The following is a 14,160-nucleotide window of genomic DNA, read 5'->3' on the forward strand; positions in this document are numbered from 1 at the left end:
TCACAGTGCCCTCCGCAGATAGAGCGCACGACCGATGTGGTCGGCGGTGGGGATGGTCGCTTCGGCGAGGTCGGCGACCGACCATCCGAGCCGAAGCACCCGGTCGTACCCGCGCATGGTGAGGCCCCCTCGTTCCAGAGCCCGGTCGATCGACGCGGTCGTCGCCGGGCCGAGGCGCCGTTCCCTGCTGCGCAACCACGCGCCAGGCACCTGCGAATTGAGGCGCCACGGTGTGCCCGCGAGACGTTCGGCGGTGGCCGCACGGGCATCCGTCACCCGCCGCCGCGCTGCCGCCGTGGAGACGCTCGGGGTTTCGTCACCGAGCCGGAGACGCACCGCCGTGACCCGGCTGACCCGCAGCTGGATATCGATGCGATCCATCAGAGGTCCCGACAGTCGTGCAAGGTACCTTCGGCGCACATGGGGAGTGCACACACAGTCGGAGTCGGTGGCGCCGTACTGTCCGCACGGACACGGATTCGCCGCCATGACGAGTTGGAATCGGGCGGGAAAATGCGCGACCGCATTGGCCCGGTGGATGCTGACCACCCCGGCCTCGAGAGGTTGGCGCAGCGCGTCGAGTGCCGCCGGTTGGAACTCCGGAGCCTCGTCGAGGAACAGCACTCCGTGCGACGCGCGTGCCGCCGCCCCGGGACGGATCACACCACTGCCGCCCCCGACCAGCGACGTTGCCGTTGCGGTGTGGTGAGGGGATTCGAGGGGTGGCCGCACCGCAAGGCTCGCGCCCACGGGAAGGCCCGCCAGCGAGCGGATGGAGCTCACCTCGAGCGCGTCCTCCGCCCCGAGATCGGGCAGGAGCCCGGGAAGCCGGGCGGCGAGCATGGTCTTTCCGGCGCCGGGAGGCCCGAGAAGGAAGAGGTGGTGCCCTCCCGCGGCCGCAACGGTGAGAGCCTCGATCGCATCCTCGTTGCCGACAATGTCGGAGAGGTCGAGACCGTCGTCCACCGGATCGTCGATACGGGGCGCTTCGATAGCCTCGACCTCGACCGGCTCGAGTGCGCCGCCGTGCCAGATCGCGGCGTCCCGCAGGGAAGCGACGGGTACGACCCGGATCCCGGGCACGAGCCCCGCCTCCCCCGCGTTGCCCGAGGGCACCATGACGATTGCCGCTCCCGCACGGGAGGCGGCGAGCACCGCCGGGAGGATGCCCGCGATCGGTCGCAGGCGACCGTCGAGGCCAAGCTCGCCGAGGTGCACGACCCGGGCGACCGAGTCGAGCGAGATCATCTCCGCCGCTGCGAGCACCGCCATTGCGATCGCGAGGTCGAACCCCGACCCGTGTTTGGGAAGAGCGGCCGGCGAGAGATTGACAGTGAGTTTGCGGTTCGGCAGCGCGCATCCGGAATTCGTCGCGGCCGCGCGAACCCGATCTCTCGCTTCATTGAGGGCAGCATCAGGAAGGCCGATGAGCACGAAGGAGGGGAGATTGCTCGAGATGTCGGCCTCGACATCCACCAGCGTGCCGGTGAGACCGAGTAGCGCCACAGCGGTCGTATGCGCGATCGCCATCAGAACACCCGCGCCAGATGGTCGATCTGGGGAGGCCCCATGACCGGGGCGATCACGGAGATAGCGTCGATTCGGATGTTCCGGTGGTCGCCGGGATGCACTGCACACCAGGCGGCGCAGAGACGCCGCAGCCTCGCGAGCTTCTGGGCGGTGATGGCCTCGAACGGATGCCCGAACGCCACGCTCGATCGTGTCTTGACCTCGACGAACACGGTCTCCGCACCATCCACTGCGACAAGGTCGATCTCACCCTGACTGCAACGCCAGTTGCGATCGACGACGAGATAACCGGCATCGGTGAGGAAGGCAGCGGCGAGGTCTTCCCCCCGCTTGCCCAACACGTCTTTCGCAGCCATGGCCACCTCCTGGGGAGAGGATGCCTCGGGCGGACGAACCGGCGCCCCACCGCTCGGCTATTGGTGGACTGGCGAGACCGGCAGACGGGTGTTTAGGAGGGGACTCGATACACGGGGGCTCTATGGCGGGTCTCGATACGGGCGATGGAGCACCTACCCGATACGCGGGGGCTCGATGGTGGGTCTCGATACGGGCGCCGGAGCGCCCTCCTCGACCGGCGCGCCCTACTCGACCGAGGTCGCCAGGGCCCGCCAGAGGAACTCGTAGATGAGGGCCTGCAGCCGAGCCGTGTGCGCGTTGTCGACAGCGCCGCCGTGGCCGCCGTCGGAGTTCTCGTAGTACAGCACGTCGTCGATGCCCATCGCCTGCATCCGAGCCGCCATCTTGCGCGCCTGCACCGGGCCCACCCGATCGTCACTCGTCGCGGCGTAGAACAGGACCGGCGGGTAGGCGGCATCGGCGCGAAGCAGCTGGTACGGCGAGAAGGTGCGGATGTACTCCCACTCCTCGGCGACATCCGGATCCCCGTATTCGGCGATCCACGACGCACCGGCGGAGAGGTGCGTGTAGCGCTTCATGTCGAGCAGCGGCACCCCGCAAACGACAGCGCCGAAGAGCTCCGGATACGTTGTCAGCATGTTGCCGACGAGCAGGCCACCGTTACTGCGGCCCTCGCAGCCGAGGCGCTCCGCGGTGGTGACCCCGCGGGCGACGAGGTCCCGCGCGATGGCGGCGAAGTCCTCGTAAGCGCGCGGTCGGTTCGCTTTGAGCGCCGCGGTGTGCCAACCGGGACCGAACTCTCCCCCGCCACGGATGTTCGCGAGCACGAAGACACCGCCTCGCTCGAGCCACGCCCGGCCGACGATTCCGCTGTATTCGGGCAGCCGCGAGGCCTGGAAACCCCCGTAGCCGGAGAGGAGGGTCGGGTGGGATCCGTCGAGCACCAGGTCCCGGGGCGCGACCTGGAAATACGGCACCCGCGTGCCGTCATCCGACACTGCCCAGTGCTGCTGCACGTCGATCCCGGCCGCGTCGAAGAACGCGGGAGAGGAGCGGATCACCTCCGGCTCGACCGACCCGAGCACGCCCCGCAGCACAGTGGAGGGCGAGGTGAACCCCGTCGCGTGCACCCAGAACTCGTCGGATTCGTCCGGATCCGTGTCGATCACGCGCACCGTGCTGAGGGCAGGCAGCCCGACGATCGGCGAGCGCGCCCATCCGCGAGCGGGATCGAGCACGACGAGGGTGGATGCGACGTCCACGAGCAGGGTCAGGATGAGGCGGGTGTCGGTGAAGTCCCAGTCCTCGAGGGCCGTGTGCGCGTCGGGCACGAACAGCACGTCGAAGTCGCGTGCACCGGCCAGGAACGCGTCGAGCCTGATGGCGAGGAGCGCCCCGGTGGGGTGCACCATGCCCCCGACCGTCCAGTCGGAGCGCGGATGCACGAGCAGCCATTCGCGGCGCAGGGAGAGATCCGCGTCATCCGGCACCTCCAGCTGCACGAGCTCGCCGTCGACCAGGAGGAAGGTGCGACTGCGATAGAAATCGAAGTACTCGACGATGAGATCCCGCTCGAACCCCAGGGTGTGATGGTGGATGCCCGACACGCTGAGATCCGCGGCCGAGACCTCGTGCACGAGCGTCGCGTCCGAGAGCGGCTGCCCGCGACGCAGGCGCCGGACGGTGCGCGGGTAACTCGAGTCGGTCATGCTTCCCGGGCCGAAATCGGTTCCGACGTAGAGGGTGTCGCGATCGATCCAGGAATACTCGCTCTTCGCCGTCGGAACGATGAAACCGTCCGGAACGAAGCTGCCGCTCGGCAGGTCGAATTCACGCACGGTCACTGCGTCGCCGCCGTCCGGGGAGAGCGCGATGAGCGCCCGCGTGTAGTCGTGCGGCAGCAGCTTCGCCCCCGCGAACACCCATTCGGTGCCCTCGAGCCGCCCGAGCTCGTCGACGTCGAGCAGCAGCTCCCACTCGGTGTGAGCCGAGCGATAGCTCTCGAGGGTCGTGCGCCGCCAGAGGCCACGCGGATGCTCGCGGTCGCGCCAGAAGTTGTAATAGTGGCCGCCGCGCCGACTGACGATCGGGATGCGGTCGTCGGAATCGATCACTTCGAGCAGGCTGGCCGACAGCTCGTCGAACCCGGGAGACGCGAACCGGGAGAGCGTGGCTTCCGACTGTTCGGCGGCCCAGTTCAGGGGCGCCTCGCCGTGGATGTCTTCAAGCCAGAGGTTCTCGTCGGTCATCGGACCAGCCTAGGTGGGACGCGGTGAACGCTCGCCCGGCGGTGGCTACTCGTCGAGCGCGAGTTCCTTGGGAAGTTCGAGCTCCTTGGCCGAGAGCTCCTCCACGTTGACATCCTTGAAGGTGAGTACCCGCACAGACTTCACGAAACGGTCGGAGCGGTAGACATCCCACACCCAGACGTCGTTCATGGTCAGCTCGAAGTAGAAGTCGTGCTCGGTGTCCTGGCGAACGAGTTCGACCTCGTTGGCGAGGTAGAAGCGACGCTCCGTCTCGACCACATAACGGAACTGGGACACGACATCCCGGTACTCGCGGTACAGCGCCAGCTCGACCTCGCGGTCGTAGTCTTCGAACTCGTCTTCGTCCATGCTGGGTCGATTCTAGTTCAGTCGGCCGGGGCCGATTCGCCCGCATGCAACCAGCTGCGGCGATGGAAGTCTGTTGCTCCGAGTGCGGCGATCGCCGCAAAATGGTCGGCGCTGCCATAGCCCTTGTTCGACGCCCAGCCATAGCCCGGGGTGGTCCCATGGGCGTCGATCATCAGCCGGTCACGGTGCACCTTGGCCACGACGGATGCGGCCGCCACCGACGCACAGTCCCGGTCCGCCTTCACGCGAGTGGTGAGCCGCAAGGGACTCTGCAACGCCGGCGTCAGCCAGTCGTGACTTCCGTCGAGCAGAATCACGGAGTCTCGCACCCGCGCCCCCGCCTCGTGCAGCGACACGAGAGCCCGTTTGCCCGCGAGTCCGAGCGCCGCGATGATGCCGACCTCGTCGACCTCGCGCGCCGACGCGAGTCCGACTGCGCTGAACAGGGCCCAGGATGCAGCGAGCGGCGCGAGCACCTCCCGCCGCTTCTCGCTCAGCAGCTTCGAGTCACGCAAGCCCTCCGGCATCGCGCCGACCGAGACATCCACAACACAGAGCCCCACGGCGACCGGTCCGGCGATCGCACCGCGACCGACCTCGTCGCAGCCGATCACGAAGCGGGCGCCGCCCCCGTGCAGCTGCGACTCGAAATCCAGGGTGGGAGAGGCGACGACCACCTATTTGGAGGTTCCGGGGTTGGCCGCGGAGACCCCACCGAAGACATTCGGGTAGTCGTCGAGCCAGGTCCAGTGACTCGACGGCCAGCTGATCAGGAAGGCGCGACCGACGACATCGTCCATCGGCACGAAGCCCTTGCTCGGAGTCGTGGCGTGCGCGCGCGAATCCTCGGAGTTGTAGCGGTTGTCGCCCATCACCCAGAGCGAATTCTTCGGCACCGTGACCGAGAAGTCGTTGGCGGCGACCTTGGTCACGCCATCCGGGAGCTTCAGGTAGGTCTCGACGAGCGGGATGCCGTTCACCGTCATCTGGCCGAAGGCGTTGCAGCAGGCGACCTTGTCGCCGGGCAAGCCGATGACCCGCTTCACCAGGTGATCATTGCTGTCCGGAGCGCTGAGTCCCACGATCGACAGCACCCAGTCGACCGCGGCGACCAGACCGTTCTGCTGAATGACGGGGCTCGGGGGCAGCCACCCGCCCGGATCCTTGAACACCACGACATCGCCGTGTTGAAGCGGCACCATCCGCGGCACCAGTTCGTTCACGATGATGCGGTCGTCCACCTGCAGGGTGTTCTCCATCGAGCCAGACGGAATGTAGAACGACCTGATCAGGAAGGCTTTGATACCGACCGAGATCACGATCGCAGCAATCACGATCAGCACGATGTCGCGGATGAAGAGTTTCACCCCGCGCGACTTGCGGCGCCGAGTTTCGGCCACATCCTCTGTGGATGTGGCTGGATCGATGTCTGTCATTAAACCCCTGAGCTCCCCATCATTTTAGGTGCTGGGGAGCCCATCCAAAACGTCAGTGGAACGGCGCGTCCACCCGCCCGATACCGAGCGGAAGGCTGGCATCGAAGGTCACTTGCCGGCTCCGTCCACGCCACCGAAGACCATCGGATAGTCATCGAGCCACGTCCAGCGACTCGTGGGCCAGCTGATCACGAAGGCACGGCCCACCACCTTGTCGGTCGGTACGAAGCCCTTTCCGGCATCGCCCTTGACGTAGTGGTACGCCGAATCCGAGGAGTTGTAGCGATTGTCGCCCATCACCCACAGGGAGTCCTTCGGCACCGTGACGGAGAAGTCCGACGGGGTCACCCTGTTGGAGGTGTTTTCGAGTTTGAGATACGGCTCGTCGAGGGGGATGCCGTTCACCGACATCTGCCCGAACGCATTGCAGCAGACGACCTTGTCGCCGGGCAGTCCGATCACCCGCTTGACCAGGTGATCGTTGCTGTCCGAAGCGCTCAGCCCGACCGCGGAGAGCACCCAGTCGACACCCGCCGCGAGAGAGTTCCGCTGCACGACGGGCTGGGCTCCGAGCCATCCGCCGGGATCGGTGAAGACCACGACATCGCCGTGCTGCAGAGGAACCATCCGCGGCACCAGTTCGTTCACGAGTATCCGGTCGTCGATCTGGAGGGTGTTCTGCATCGACGCGGAGGGGATGTAGAACGAGCGCACCAGGAAGACTTTGATGCCGACCGAGATCACGACGGCCGCAACCACGATCAGCAGGAGATCACGCAGGAAGACCTTCACCCCGCGCGAACGACGCCGGCTCTCCGCCTCGTCTTCGGCGGGTGTGGCTGGATCTCTGTCCCTCATTAAACCCCCGAGCTCCCCATCATGTTAGGTGATGGGGAGCTCGGAAAAACTTCGGGTGGAAGGGCGTGCCTAGTGGGCGTCGCGCTTTTCCTTGATCTTCGCCTTCTTGCCGCGGAGGTTGCGCAGGTAGTAGAGCTTGGCGCGACGCACGTCACCGCGCGTGACGACCTCGATGTGGTCGATCACCGGGGAGTGCACCGGGAAGGTACGCTCGACGCCCACCTGGAAGCTGACCTTGCGAACACAGAAGGTCTCGCGCACGCCTTCACCGGAGCGGCCGATGACGACGCCCTGGAAGACCTGGATACGGGAGCGGGTGCCTTCCACGATGTTCACGTGGACCTTCACGTTGTCACCGGCGCGGAAGGCCGGGATGTCCGATCGCAGGGAGGCCGCGTCGACGGCGTCGAGGATATGCATGGTGGTTCGCTCTCTGCAACCGCCACAGGTCGATCGCGTGCTTAGGGTGTTACTCAGAAGGAAAGGGTGCCGATATCGATGACGACTCCCCTGTGGCAGAGTCGTGCGGTAGGCACAAGTCGCTATTCTGCCACATCGCCCGGAACTAAGCCACTCGGACGAGTGGGCGCGGGGGTGTCCGCTTCGCGCCGGCGTCTCAGCTCCTCATAGTCGAGTCCCGTGAGGCGGGTGACGGCCTCCTGTCGGGTCTCGACCAGGTACTCGATGAGCACGACCCAGAGCGTCGTGAACGCGATGATGATGATCACGCCGCCAGCGATGTCCGCGATCGTGAAGGAGGCATCCCGGAAGCCCTGCCCGAAGACGTGCGTCGCGATCGAGGTGCCCGGCTCGTAACTGTGCACGGAGTCCACCACGAAGAAGCCGTAGCAGAGCACGGCGAAGTACCAGCCCGACAGCAGCACGGCATCCGTCTTGGAAACAGCGCCCGATCGACGGGCGCTCTTCCGCGCCCAGGTGATCGTGGTGACCACCGCGAGGAAGATGAAGAGCAGCGGGGCGAGGAACAGGCCGATAGCGTAGTGCCAGCCGAGGATGACGCCGAAGAACACCCGTCCGATCAGCAGCCACAGTGGCAGCACGATGGTTGCGGCGAACTGGGTATTGAACAAAACCCGGCGATACCACATGGACGAAAGTTTACGCTCGACAGAAGAGACCGACCGCCCACGAGGCGACACAGTCAAGGGGAGATGGATGATCGAGCTCAGGACACCCGCGGAAATCGACGAGATGCGAGCCGCGGGCCGCTTCGTCGCCGCCACACTCACCGAACTCGTCGCGGCCTCGAGAGTGGGGGTCAACCTGCTCGCGCTCGACTCGCTCGCCGCGCAGCTCATCCGCCGGGCCGGCGCGACGAGCTGCTACGTGGACTACCACCCGTCGTTCGGGGCGATGCCCTTCGGCAAGGTGCTCTGCACCTCGGTGAACGATGCGGCCCTGCACGGGCTGCCCTATGACTACGCGCTGAAAGACGGCGACGTGCTCAGCCTCGACTTCGCGGCATCCGTCGACGGGTGGGTGGCCGACTCGGCCGTCACCATCATCATCGGCACCCCGAGACCCATGGATGTCGCCCTGATCGAGACGACGGAACGCGCGCTCGCGGCGGGCATCGCCGCCGCGCAGGTTGGGGCGCGCATCGGCGACATCTCCGCTGCGATCGGCGAAGTGAGCCGCGCAGCGGGCTACTCGGTGAATGTGGACTTCGGCGGCCACGGCGTCGGTCGCACGATGCACGGGGACCCGCACATCGCGAACGACGGTCGCCCGGGTCGCGGGCTGCCTCTGCGGGCGGGACTGGTCTTCGCCATCGAGCCGTGGCTGATGGAGGGCACCGACCGCATCTTCACTGATCCGGATGGCTGGACCCTGCGCAGCATGGACGGCTCGCGCGCCGCCCACAGCGAGCACACGATCGCCGTCACGGATGCCGGGCCGGTGGTACTGACGGCGCGCTGACGGGCATCCCGGCGTCAGATCGACACGGAGAGACTGGCCGGTCGCTACCGCGTGGTCGCTACCGCGCGCTGCGCCACTCGTCGGCGAGCAGGGCGTAGGCGAAACCGTCGAGCCATTCGCCGGAGCGATGGAGGGATCCGCGCACGTCGTGCGACTCGCGCCGCAGGCCGACGCGCTCCATGAGGCGCCAGGACGGCTCGTTGTCGGCGAAGCACTCGGCGACCACCCGACGCAGGTGGAGCTCCTCGAAGCAGATCCGGATCACTTCCGCGACGGCCTCGGTGGCGTAGCCCTTGCCGGTGAACGCGGGATCAAGGCTCCAGCCGAGCTCGGCTTGCACCGCGCGAGCCTGTTTCCGCACCTCGGCCTGCGCCCAGGCATCCCCGATCGCCAGCATCAGGTCGCCGATCACTGTGCCGTCGAGCTCGATCACCAGAGTCTTGGCCAGCCGCCCGGGCTCGACGAAGTCCGCGAGATAGTGCTCACTGTCGGGCTGGGCACTGGTGATCCAGCGGGATACCGACTCCTGCCTGCGGTACAGCCAGGTCGCGGGGCCGTCTGTCTCCATGGCGGGTCGGATCTGCAGGCGCTCCGTGCGAACGGGCCAGGCGACAGCGTCGATGCCCTCGCTCATGAGCCCGGACTGCCCTCCCCGGGCATGGGCGGATCCGATGGGAGCAGATCGGGTCGAACCGTGCGCGTGCGCTCGAGCTGCTGCTCGTGCCGCCACTTCGCGATCGCCCCATGATTGCCGCTGAGGAGCACAGGCGGCACCTCGAGTCCGCGCCAGACGCCCGGTTTGGTGTAGCTGGGGTATTCGAGCAGCCCATCGGAGTGCGACTCCTCGACGAGACTCTCCGGGTTGCCGACCACACCGGGGATCAGCCGGCCGATCGCCTCGATCATCGCCATCGTCGCGACCTCTCCCCCGTTGAGCACGTAGTCGCCGAGGCTCACGAGACGCACCCGGGCTCGGGTTGCGGCGTAGTCGACGACGCGCTGGTCGATGCCTTCGTAGCGTCCACAACCGAAGACCAGCCGGGGCTCTGTCGCGAGCTCGTGGGCGAGCTTCTGGGTGAACAGCTCCCCCGCCGGTGAGGGGAAGATCACGACCGGGGCATCCGCCCCCTGTGCCTCGCCGGCATAGAGGATGCTGTCGAGCGCTTCGCCCCAGGGTTCCGGCTTCATCACCATTCCGGCCCCGCCGCCGTAGGGGGTGTCGTCCACGGTGCGGTGCCGGTCGAAGGTGAAGTCTCGGAGATCGTGGATGCCGAGCTCGATCAGGCCGGTCTGGCGGGCCTTGCCGAGCAGGGACACATCGAGCACGGAGAAGAACTCCGGGAAGATGGTGACGATGTCGATACGCATCGCGAGGCCCCTCAGTTAGTCCGTCGACTCCGTGTCGGGTGCGCTTTCGGGAGCCCCGTCGTCGTCGGGAAGCTCCTCGAACAGCCCATCCGGCGGTGTCACGGTGAGGGTGCCCGCGGCGATGTCGACGGTCGGCACGATGGCCTTCACGAAAGGAACGAGAACCTCGCCGGTCTCGGTCGTCACGTGAATGAGGTCCTGCGAGGGCAGGTGATCCACCTGGCTGACGGTGCCGACACGGATGCCGTCCCGCATGACCGCGAGCCCGACGAGCTGGTGGTCGTACCAGGCATCCTCCTCGTCAGAGGCTGCGGCGAGGTCGTGGTCGATCCAGAGGATCGCCTTGATCAGGGCCTCAGCGGCTGACCGGTCGGAGACATCCTTGAAGAACGCCACCGGCTGCAGGTTGTACCACTTGAGTTCGATGAGCTCGAGCGTCTTGCCGTGCCACGGGGATGAGGTCGGCACCTGAAGGGTGAACACGGCGCCCGGAACGAAACGACGTTCCGGGGCATCCGTGTACAACTCGACCTTGATCGCTCCCTTGAGGCCGTGGGCCTTGGTGAGTCGACCGACCCGCAACTGGTCGGACCCTGATGGGGCCGGTGCGGGCTGTGTGCTGGGTTCCGGGTTGTTAGAAATCGGTGTCCACCACGTCGACGCGCACCTTACGACCGTCGGCGATGGCCGAAACGAGGGTGCGGAGCGCCTTCGCGGTGCGACCAGCGCGACCGATCACGCGGCCGAGGTCCTCGGGGTGCACTCGCACCTCGAGAACCTCGCCACGCGGTGAGTTCTTTGCTACGACCTGAACCTCGTCGGGGTTGTCGACGATTCCCTTGACGAGATGTTCGAGGGCGGCTGCGAGCATTGCCTACGCCTTGTCGGCGCTGGCAGCCTCGGCGTCAGCCTCGGTCGCGTCGTCGGCCTTGGCTTCGGCGGCGTCGGAGACGGCCTCGACCTTCGCGGCGTCGGCGTCGTTCAGGCCCTCGACCGCCGGGGCAATGCTTGAATCAGCAGAGCCGGCGTCCGGCTTCTCGACGGGAGCTTCGGCGGATGCCTCGGCAGGAGCCTCGACCTTGGGCGCGGGCGCCTCGGCCTTCGGCTTCAGGACGGGCTTCTTCTTCTCGTCGGCGACGAAGTCGACCTTCGATTCCTTGGTCTTCACGGTGCTGACGGCGTTCTTGTCGCCCTTGAAGATTCCCCAGTCGCCCGTGAGCTTGAGGATGGCGGCGACCTGCTCGGTCGGCTGCGCGCCGACTCCGAGCCAGTACTGCGCGCGCTCCGAGTCGACGTCGATGAACGAGGGCTCCTCGGTGGGGTGGTACTTGCCGATCTCCTCGATGACACGACCATCACGCTTGGTGTGTGAGTCGGCAACAACGATTCGGTAGTAAGGAGCGCGGATCTTGCCCATGCGCTTCAAACGGATTTTTACAGCCACAATTCTCCAGAGATGATTTATGAGGGCGAACTGCTTGCCGTGAGCGTGGGGTGCACACTCGGCAGAAAAGCTCTGATGGGAGACGCTGCCGCCTGATTAGAGGGTCGAACGGCACAAGTCTCGACTGATCATTCTTGCAGGTTTTTGGGGATTCGGGAACCAATCGTGGTGCGCGGCGCTCGCGAACGCCTGCGCGAGACCGCCACGCCCACCAGGCAGACGACGCCACCGACGATCGCGAGGGGGGCCGGAACCTCCCGGAAGAACAGCAGCGCCTCGACCACCACGAGCGTCGGAACGATATAGGTGGTGACCGCGAGCGGCCCGGCCGACATCTTCGACAGGGCGTAGGCCCAGGTACTGAAGGCGATCGCCGTCGGCACGACGCCGAGGTAGACGGCCCCGAGGATGCTCGTCACCGGTGCCCGCGAGAGGTCGTGGAGGAGAGCGCCGGTGAAGGGCAGACACGCGACGGCTCCCACCGCGCACCCGAGGAAGGTGACCTGGCGGTTCGGCAGCCTGCGCAAGACCGGCTTCTGGCAGATCACCCCGATCGCGTAGGTGACCGCCGCGACGATGGCCCAGATCACGCCCGCGCCGTCGCCGATGCGGGTGATCCCACTGGAGATGCCGATGAGAACGACCCCGAGGAAGGCGATGCCCGCTCCGATCGCCAGCCAGCGCGGGATGCCGTCGCCGAGGAACACCCCGGCTCCCAACGCGATGAGCACCGGTCCGATGCCCACGATCATCGCCGTCGTTCCGGCGTCCAGAGACTGTTCGGAGATGTTGAGGGCGACGTTGTAGGCGGCGAACCAGGACAGCCCGAAGACAACGATCAGCAACCACTCCCGCGCCGTCGGCCGCACCCAGCGGTGGCCGATCAGCAGCAGCGACAAGACCACCGTTCCCACCACCAGTCGCGCGAAGGCGAGCGACCCGCCGGCGAAGTGCGGCGCGACCCCGCGGATCACGATGAACGCGCTCGACCAGGCGAGCAGGGTCACGATGATGGCGATCAGCACCGAGGTACTGAGCCGCGGTGCTGAGAGCTGCGGGGCTCCCGGCTTCACGCCGGGGGTGGGGATGCGGGTCATCTGCTCAGGCTATACACGGCTACCGTCGCCCCGGCACCACCGTGAGTTCGATGTCCGGAATCCGCGCAATCGTGGCCGAAAGCACCCCCGGCAGAAGTCGATCGGCGGCTGAAACCGCCCGGCGGTGGCTCTATTCCCCGAAGCCCGGTGCGATCCGCGGCCACGGGCGGAGCCGTTCGAGCTGGGTGGCGAGGGAGAGAATGAGCGCCTCTCCGGCTCCATCGGGCTGCGGCTCCGCGATGATCTGCACCGCGAGAGGCACCTTCGCCGTGGCGTGCCAGCCCGCGGGGATGCTCGCCGCCGGCCACCCGAGGAGGTTCCAGGTGGACGGGTACGGCGCGTACCGGATGTTCGAGACCATGTTGGCCCACCAGCCGCGCTCGTGCCAGTTGCCGGCGACCGGCCCGGGTTGCGCGAGTGTGGGGGTGAGCAGAAGGTCGTAGTCGGCGAAGAAAGCGTGAACCCGGGCGCGCAGTCGATCGACGGGTGCGTTCTTCAGCAACCCGGCCCGGCGTGCGATCCTGCCGAGCCTGGCGTGCACCCTCACGCGCCGCTCCAGCCGAACGCCGTCCAGCGTCTCGGCATCCGTCGCCGTCCCCGCAAACCACCGGGCGAGCAGCGGCAGCGGATTCGGGTCGTAGGGAAACGTGACCTCGGTGACGAGATGACCGGCCGCGCGGAGTGCTACCGCCGTTTCCGCCAGTCCTCGGCGCCACTCCGGGTCGAGGGACACCAGCGGTGAGGGCTCCCCCGCCGCGATCGCGATGCGCAGCGGCCTCGATGGTTCGACCGGCGAGGCCAGCCCCGGGCGGCCGGCCATGACCGAGAGCAGCAGCGCGGCATCGGCCACCGTCGTCGCGAGGGGACCGTTCTCGCTCATGCCGAGCCAGGCATCCACACCGATGTCCTGGGGCACGAGCCCACTGCCCGGCTTGATACCGAAGAGACCGCAATTGGCGGCCGGGATGCGCACCGACCCCATGCCGTCGTTGCCATGCGCGAAGGGAACCTGTCCGGATGCCACGGCGGCGGCCGATCCCCCGGACGAGCCTCCCGGGGTGCGCTCCGGGTTCCACGGGTTGCTCGTCACACCCTAGACCGAATCCGTTGTGCCGAAGACACAGAGTTCGGGAACCCTCGTGATGCCGACGATGACCGCTCCGGCCCCACGCAGGCGGGCGACGAGCTCGTGGTCGGCGGACTGCGGACTCGCGCTAGTCGCGGCGGAACCGTCACGCATCGGCTCCCCCGCCACCGGGATGTTGTCCTTGATGGCGATGGGCACGCCGGCAAGAGCAAGAGTCGAAAGGTCGGCCCGGGCATCCACCGCCGCGGCCTCGGCGAGCGCCCTCTCGGCACGCACCACCTGGAAGGCCCCGAGCCGCATTCCCGCCTCGATCCGGGCGAGCGCGGCACGGGTCGCATCGACGGCGGTGAGAGTGCCGGAACGCGCGGCGGCGGCCGACTCCACGGCGGTGAGGAGGGTCATGGCCCTAGCCTAGGACCCTCCT

At 67.2% G+C, this 14,160-nt stretch carries 15 protein-coding genes and 2 pseudogenes; 1 reads left to right on the plus strand and 16 read right to left on the minus strand.

Annotated features, from left to right (window positions below; genetic code table 11):
• The 9 genes from VLI63_RS04035 to VLI63_RS04075 all read right to left on the minus strand — a co-directional run bounded on the left by VLI63_RS04035 (window position 1) and on the right by VLI63_RS04075 (window position 7,908).
• Entirely contained in the window at window positions 1–1,530 is a 1,530-nt protein-coding gene (locus tag VLI63_RS04035) for a YifB family Mg chelatase-like AAA ATPase (protein ID WP_409155624.1), read from the minus strand.
• Window positions 1,530–1,886 (minus strand): YraN family protein, encoded by a 357-nt coding sequence (locus VLI63_RS04040; RefSeq protein ID WP_409155625.1) that lies wholly within the window; start codon window positions 1,884–1,886, stop codon window positions 1,530–1,532. Before VLI63_RS04040 ends, VLI63_RS04035 begins: the two co-directional genes overlap by 1 nt.
• 225 nt (window positions 1,887–2,111) lie before the next feature.
• Complete coding sequence (locus VLI63_RS04045; RefSeq protein WP_409155626.1) at window positions 2,112–4,136, minus strand: prolyl oligopeptidase family serine peptidase; 2,025 nt, start codon at window positions 4,134–4,136, stop codon at window positions 2,112–2,114.
• 45 nt (window positions 4,137–4,181) lie between these two features.
• Window positions 4,182–4,505 (minus strand): DUF2469 family protein, encoded by a 324-nt coding sequence (locus tag VLI63_RS04050; RefSeq protein ID WP_097061390.1) that lies wholly within the window; start codon window positions 4,503–4,505, stop codon window positions 4,182–4,184.
• Window positions 4,506–4,522: 17 nt separating this feature from the next.
• A complete protein-coding gene (locus VLI63_RS04055; RefSeq protein WP_409155627.1) occupies window positions 4,523–5,182 on the minus strand; it encodes a ribonuclease HII in 660 nt (219 codons plus the stop codon).
• Window positions 5,183–5,941, minus strand: a complete 759-nt coding sequence (gene lepB, locus VLI63_RS04060; RefSeq protein ID WP_409155628.1) for a signal peptidase I — start codon at window positions 5,939–5,941, stop codon at window positions 5,183–5,185.
• 108 nt (window positions 5,942–6,049) lie between these two features.
• Window positions 6,050–6,799: a signal peptidase I gene (gene lepB, locus VLI63_RS04065; protein WP_409155629.1), complete on the minus strand. Its 750-nt coding sequence runs from the start codon at window positions 6,797–6,799 to the stop codon at window positions 6,050–6,052.
• Between the two features lie 69 nt (window positions 6,800–6,868).
• Entirely contained in the window at window positions 6,869–7,219 is a 351-nt protein-coding gene (gene rplS / locus VLI63_RS04070) for a 50S ribosomal protein L19 (RefSeq protein ID WP_185201164.1), read from the minus strand.
• A gap of 122 nt (window positions 7,220–7,341) precedes the next feature.
• On the minus strand, window positions 7,342–7,908 hold the full coding sequence (locus VLI63_RS04075) for a hypothetical protein (protein WP_409155630.1): 567 nt from the start codon (window positions 7,906–7,908) through the stop codon (window positions 7,342–7,344).
• 67 nt (window positions 7,909–7,975) lie between these two features.
• On the opposite strand from VLI63_RS04075, the gene map reads away from it, so the two are divergent.
• Window positions 7,976–8,740 (plus strand): type I methionyl aminopeptidase, encoded by a 765-nt coding sequence (gene map / locus VLI63_RS04080; protein WP_409155631.1) that lies wholly within the window; start codon window positions 7,976–7,978, stop codon window positions 8,738–8,740.
• A gap of 58 nt (window positions 8,741–8,798) precedes the next feature.
• Here the strand turns inward: map and VLI63_RS04085 are convergent, their stop codons facing one another.
• The 7 genes and pseudogenes from VLI63_RS04085 to VLI63_RS04115 form a co-directional block, all read right to left on the minus strand.
• Window positions 8,799–9,374: a GNAT family N-acetyltransferase gene (locus VLI63_RS04085; protein ID WP_409155632.1), complete on the minus strand. Its 576-nt coding sequence runs from the start codon at window positions 9,372–9,374 to the stop codon at window positions 8,799–8,801.
• Window positions 9,371–10,108 carry a tRNA (guanosine(37)-N1)-methyltransferase TrmD gene (trmD, locus tag VLI63_RS04090; protein WP_409155633.1) on the minus strand — a complete coding sequence of 246 codons (738 nt, stop codon included), beginning with the start codon at window positions 10,106–10,108 and terminating at the stop codon, window positions 9,371–9,373. Before trmD ends, VLI63_RS04085 begins: the two co-directional genes overlap by 4 nt.
• Before the next feature lie 15 nt (window positions 10,109–10,123).
• On the minus strand, window positions 10,124–10,750 hold the full coding sequence (gene rimM / locus VLI63_RS04095; protein WP_409155769.1) for a ribosome maturation factor RimM: 627 nt from the start codon (window positions 10,748–10,750) through the stop codon (window positions 10,124–10,126).
• Window positions 10,743–10,979, minus strand: coding sequence for an RNA-binding protein (locus VLI63_RS04100; RefSeq protein ID WP_185201169.1), 237 nt, complete (start codon window positions 10,977–10,979; stop codon window positions 10,743–10,745). Before VLI63_RS04100 ends, rimM begins: the two co-directional genes overlap by 8 nt.
• Window positions 10,980–11,156: 177 nt before the next feature.
• Window positions 11,157–11,552 (minus strand): annotated as a pseudogene (gene rpsP / locus VLI63_RS04105) (30S ribosomal protein S16); the annotation flags it as partial.
• Window positions 11,553–11,680: 128 nt separating this feature from the next.
• A complete protein-coding gene (locus VLI63_RS04110) occupies window positions 11,681–12,649 on the minus strand; it encodes a DMT family transporter (RefSeq protein ID WP_409155634.1) in 969 nt (322 codons plus the stop codon).
• Between the two features lie 130 nt (window positions 12,650–12,779).
• Window positions 12,780–14,138, minus strand: a pseudogene (locus VLI63_RS04115) (amidase).
• Window positions 14,139–14,160 lie beyond the last annotated feature (22 nt).

Origin of the sequence: Lacisediminihabitans sp. H27-G8 (genome assembly GCF_046156175.1) — a bacterium.
Taxonomy (GTDB): Bacteria; Actinomycetota; Actinomycetes; order Actinomycetales; family Microbacteriaceae; genus Lacisediminihabitans.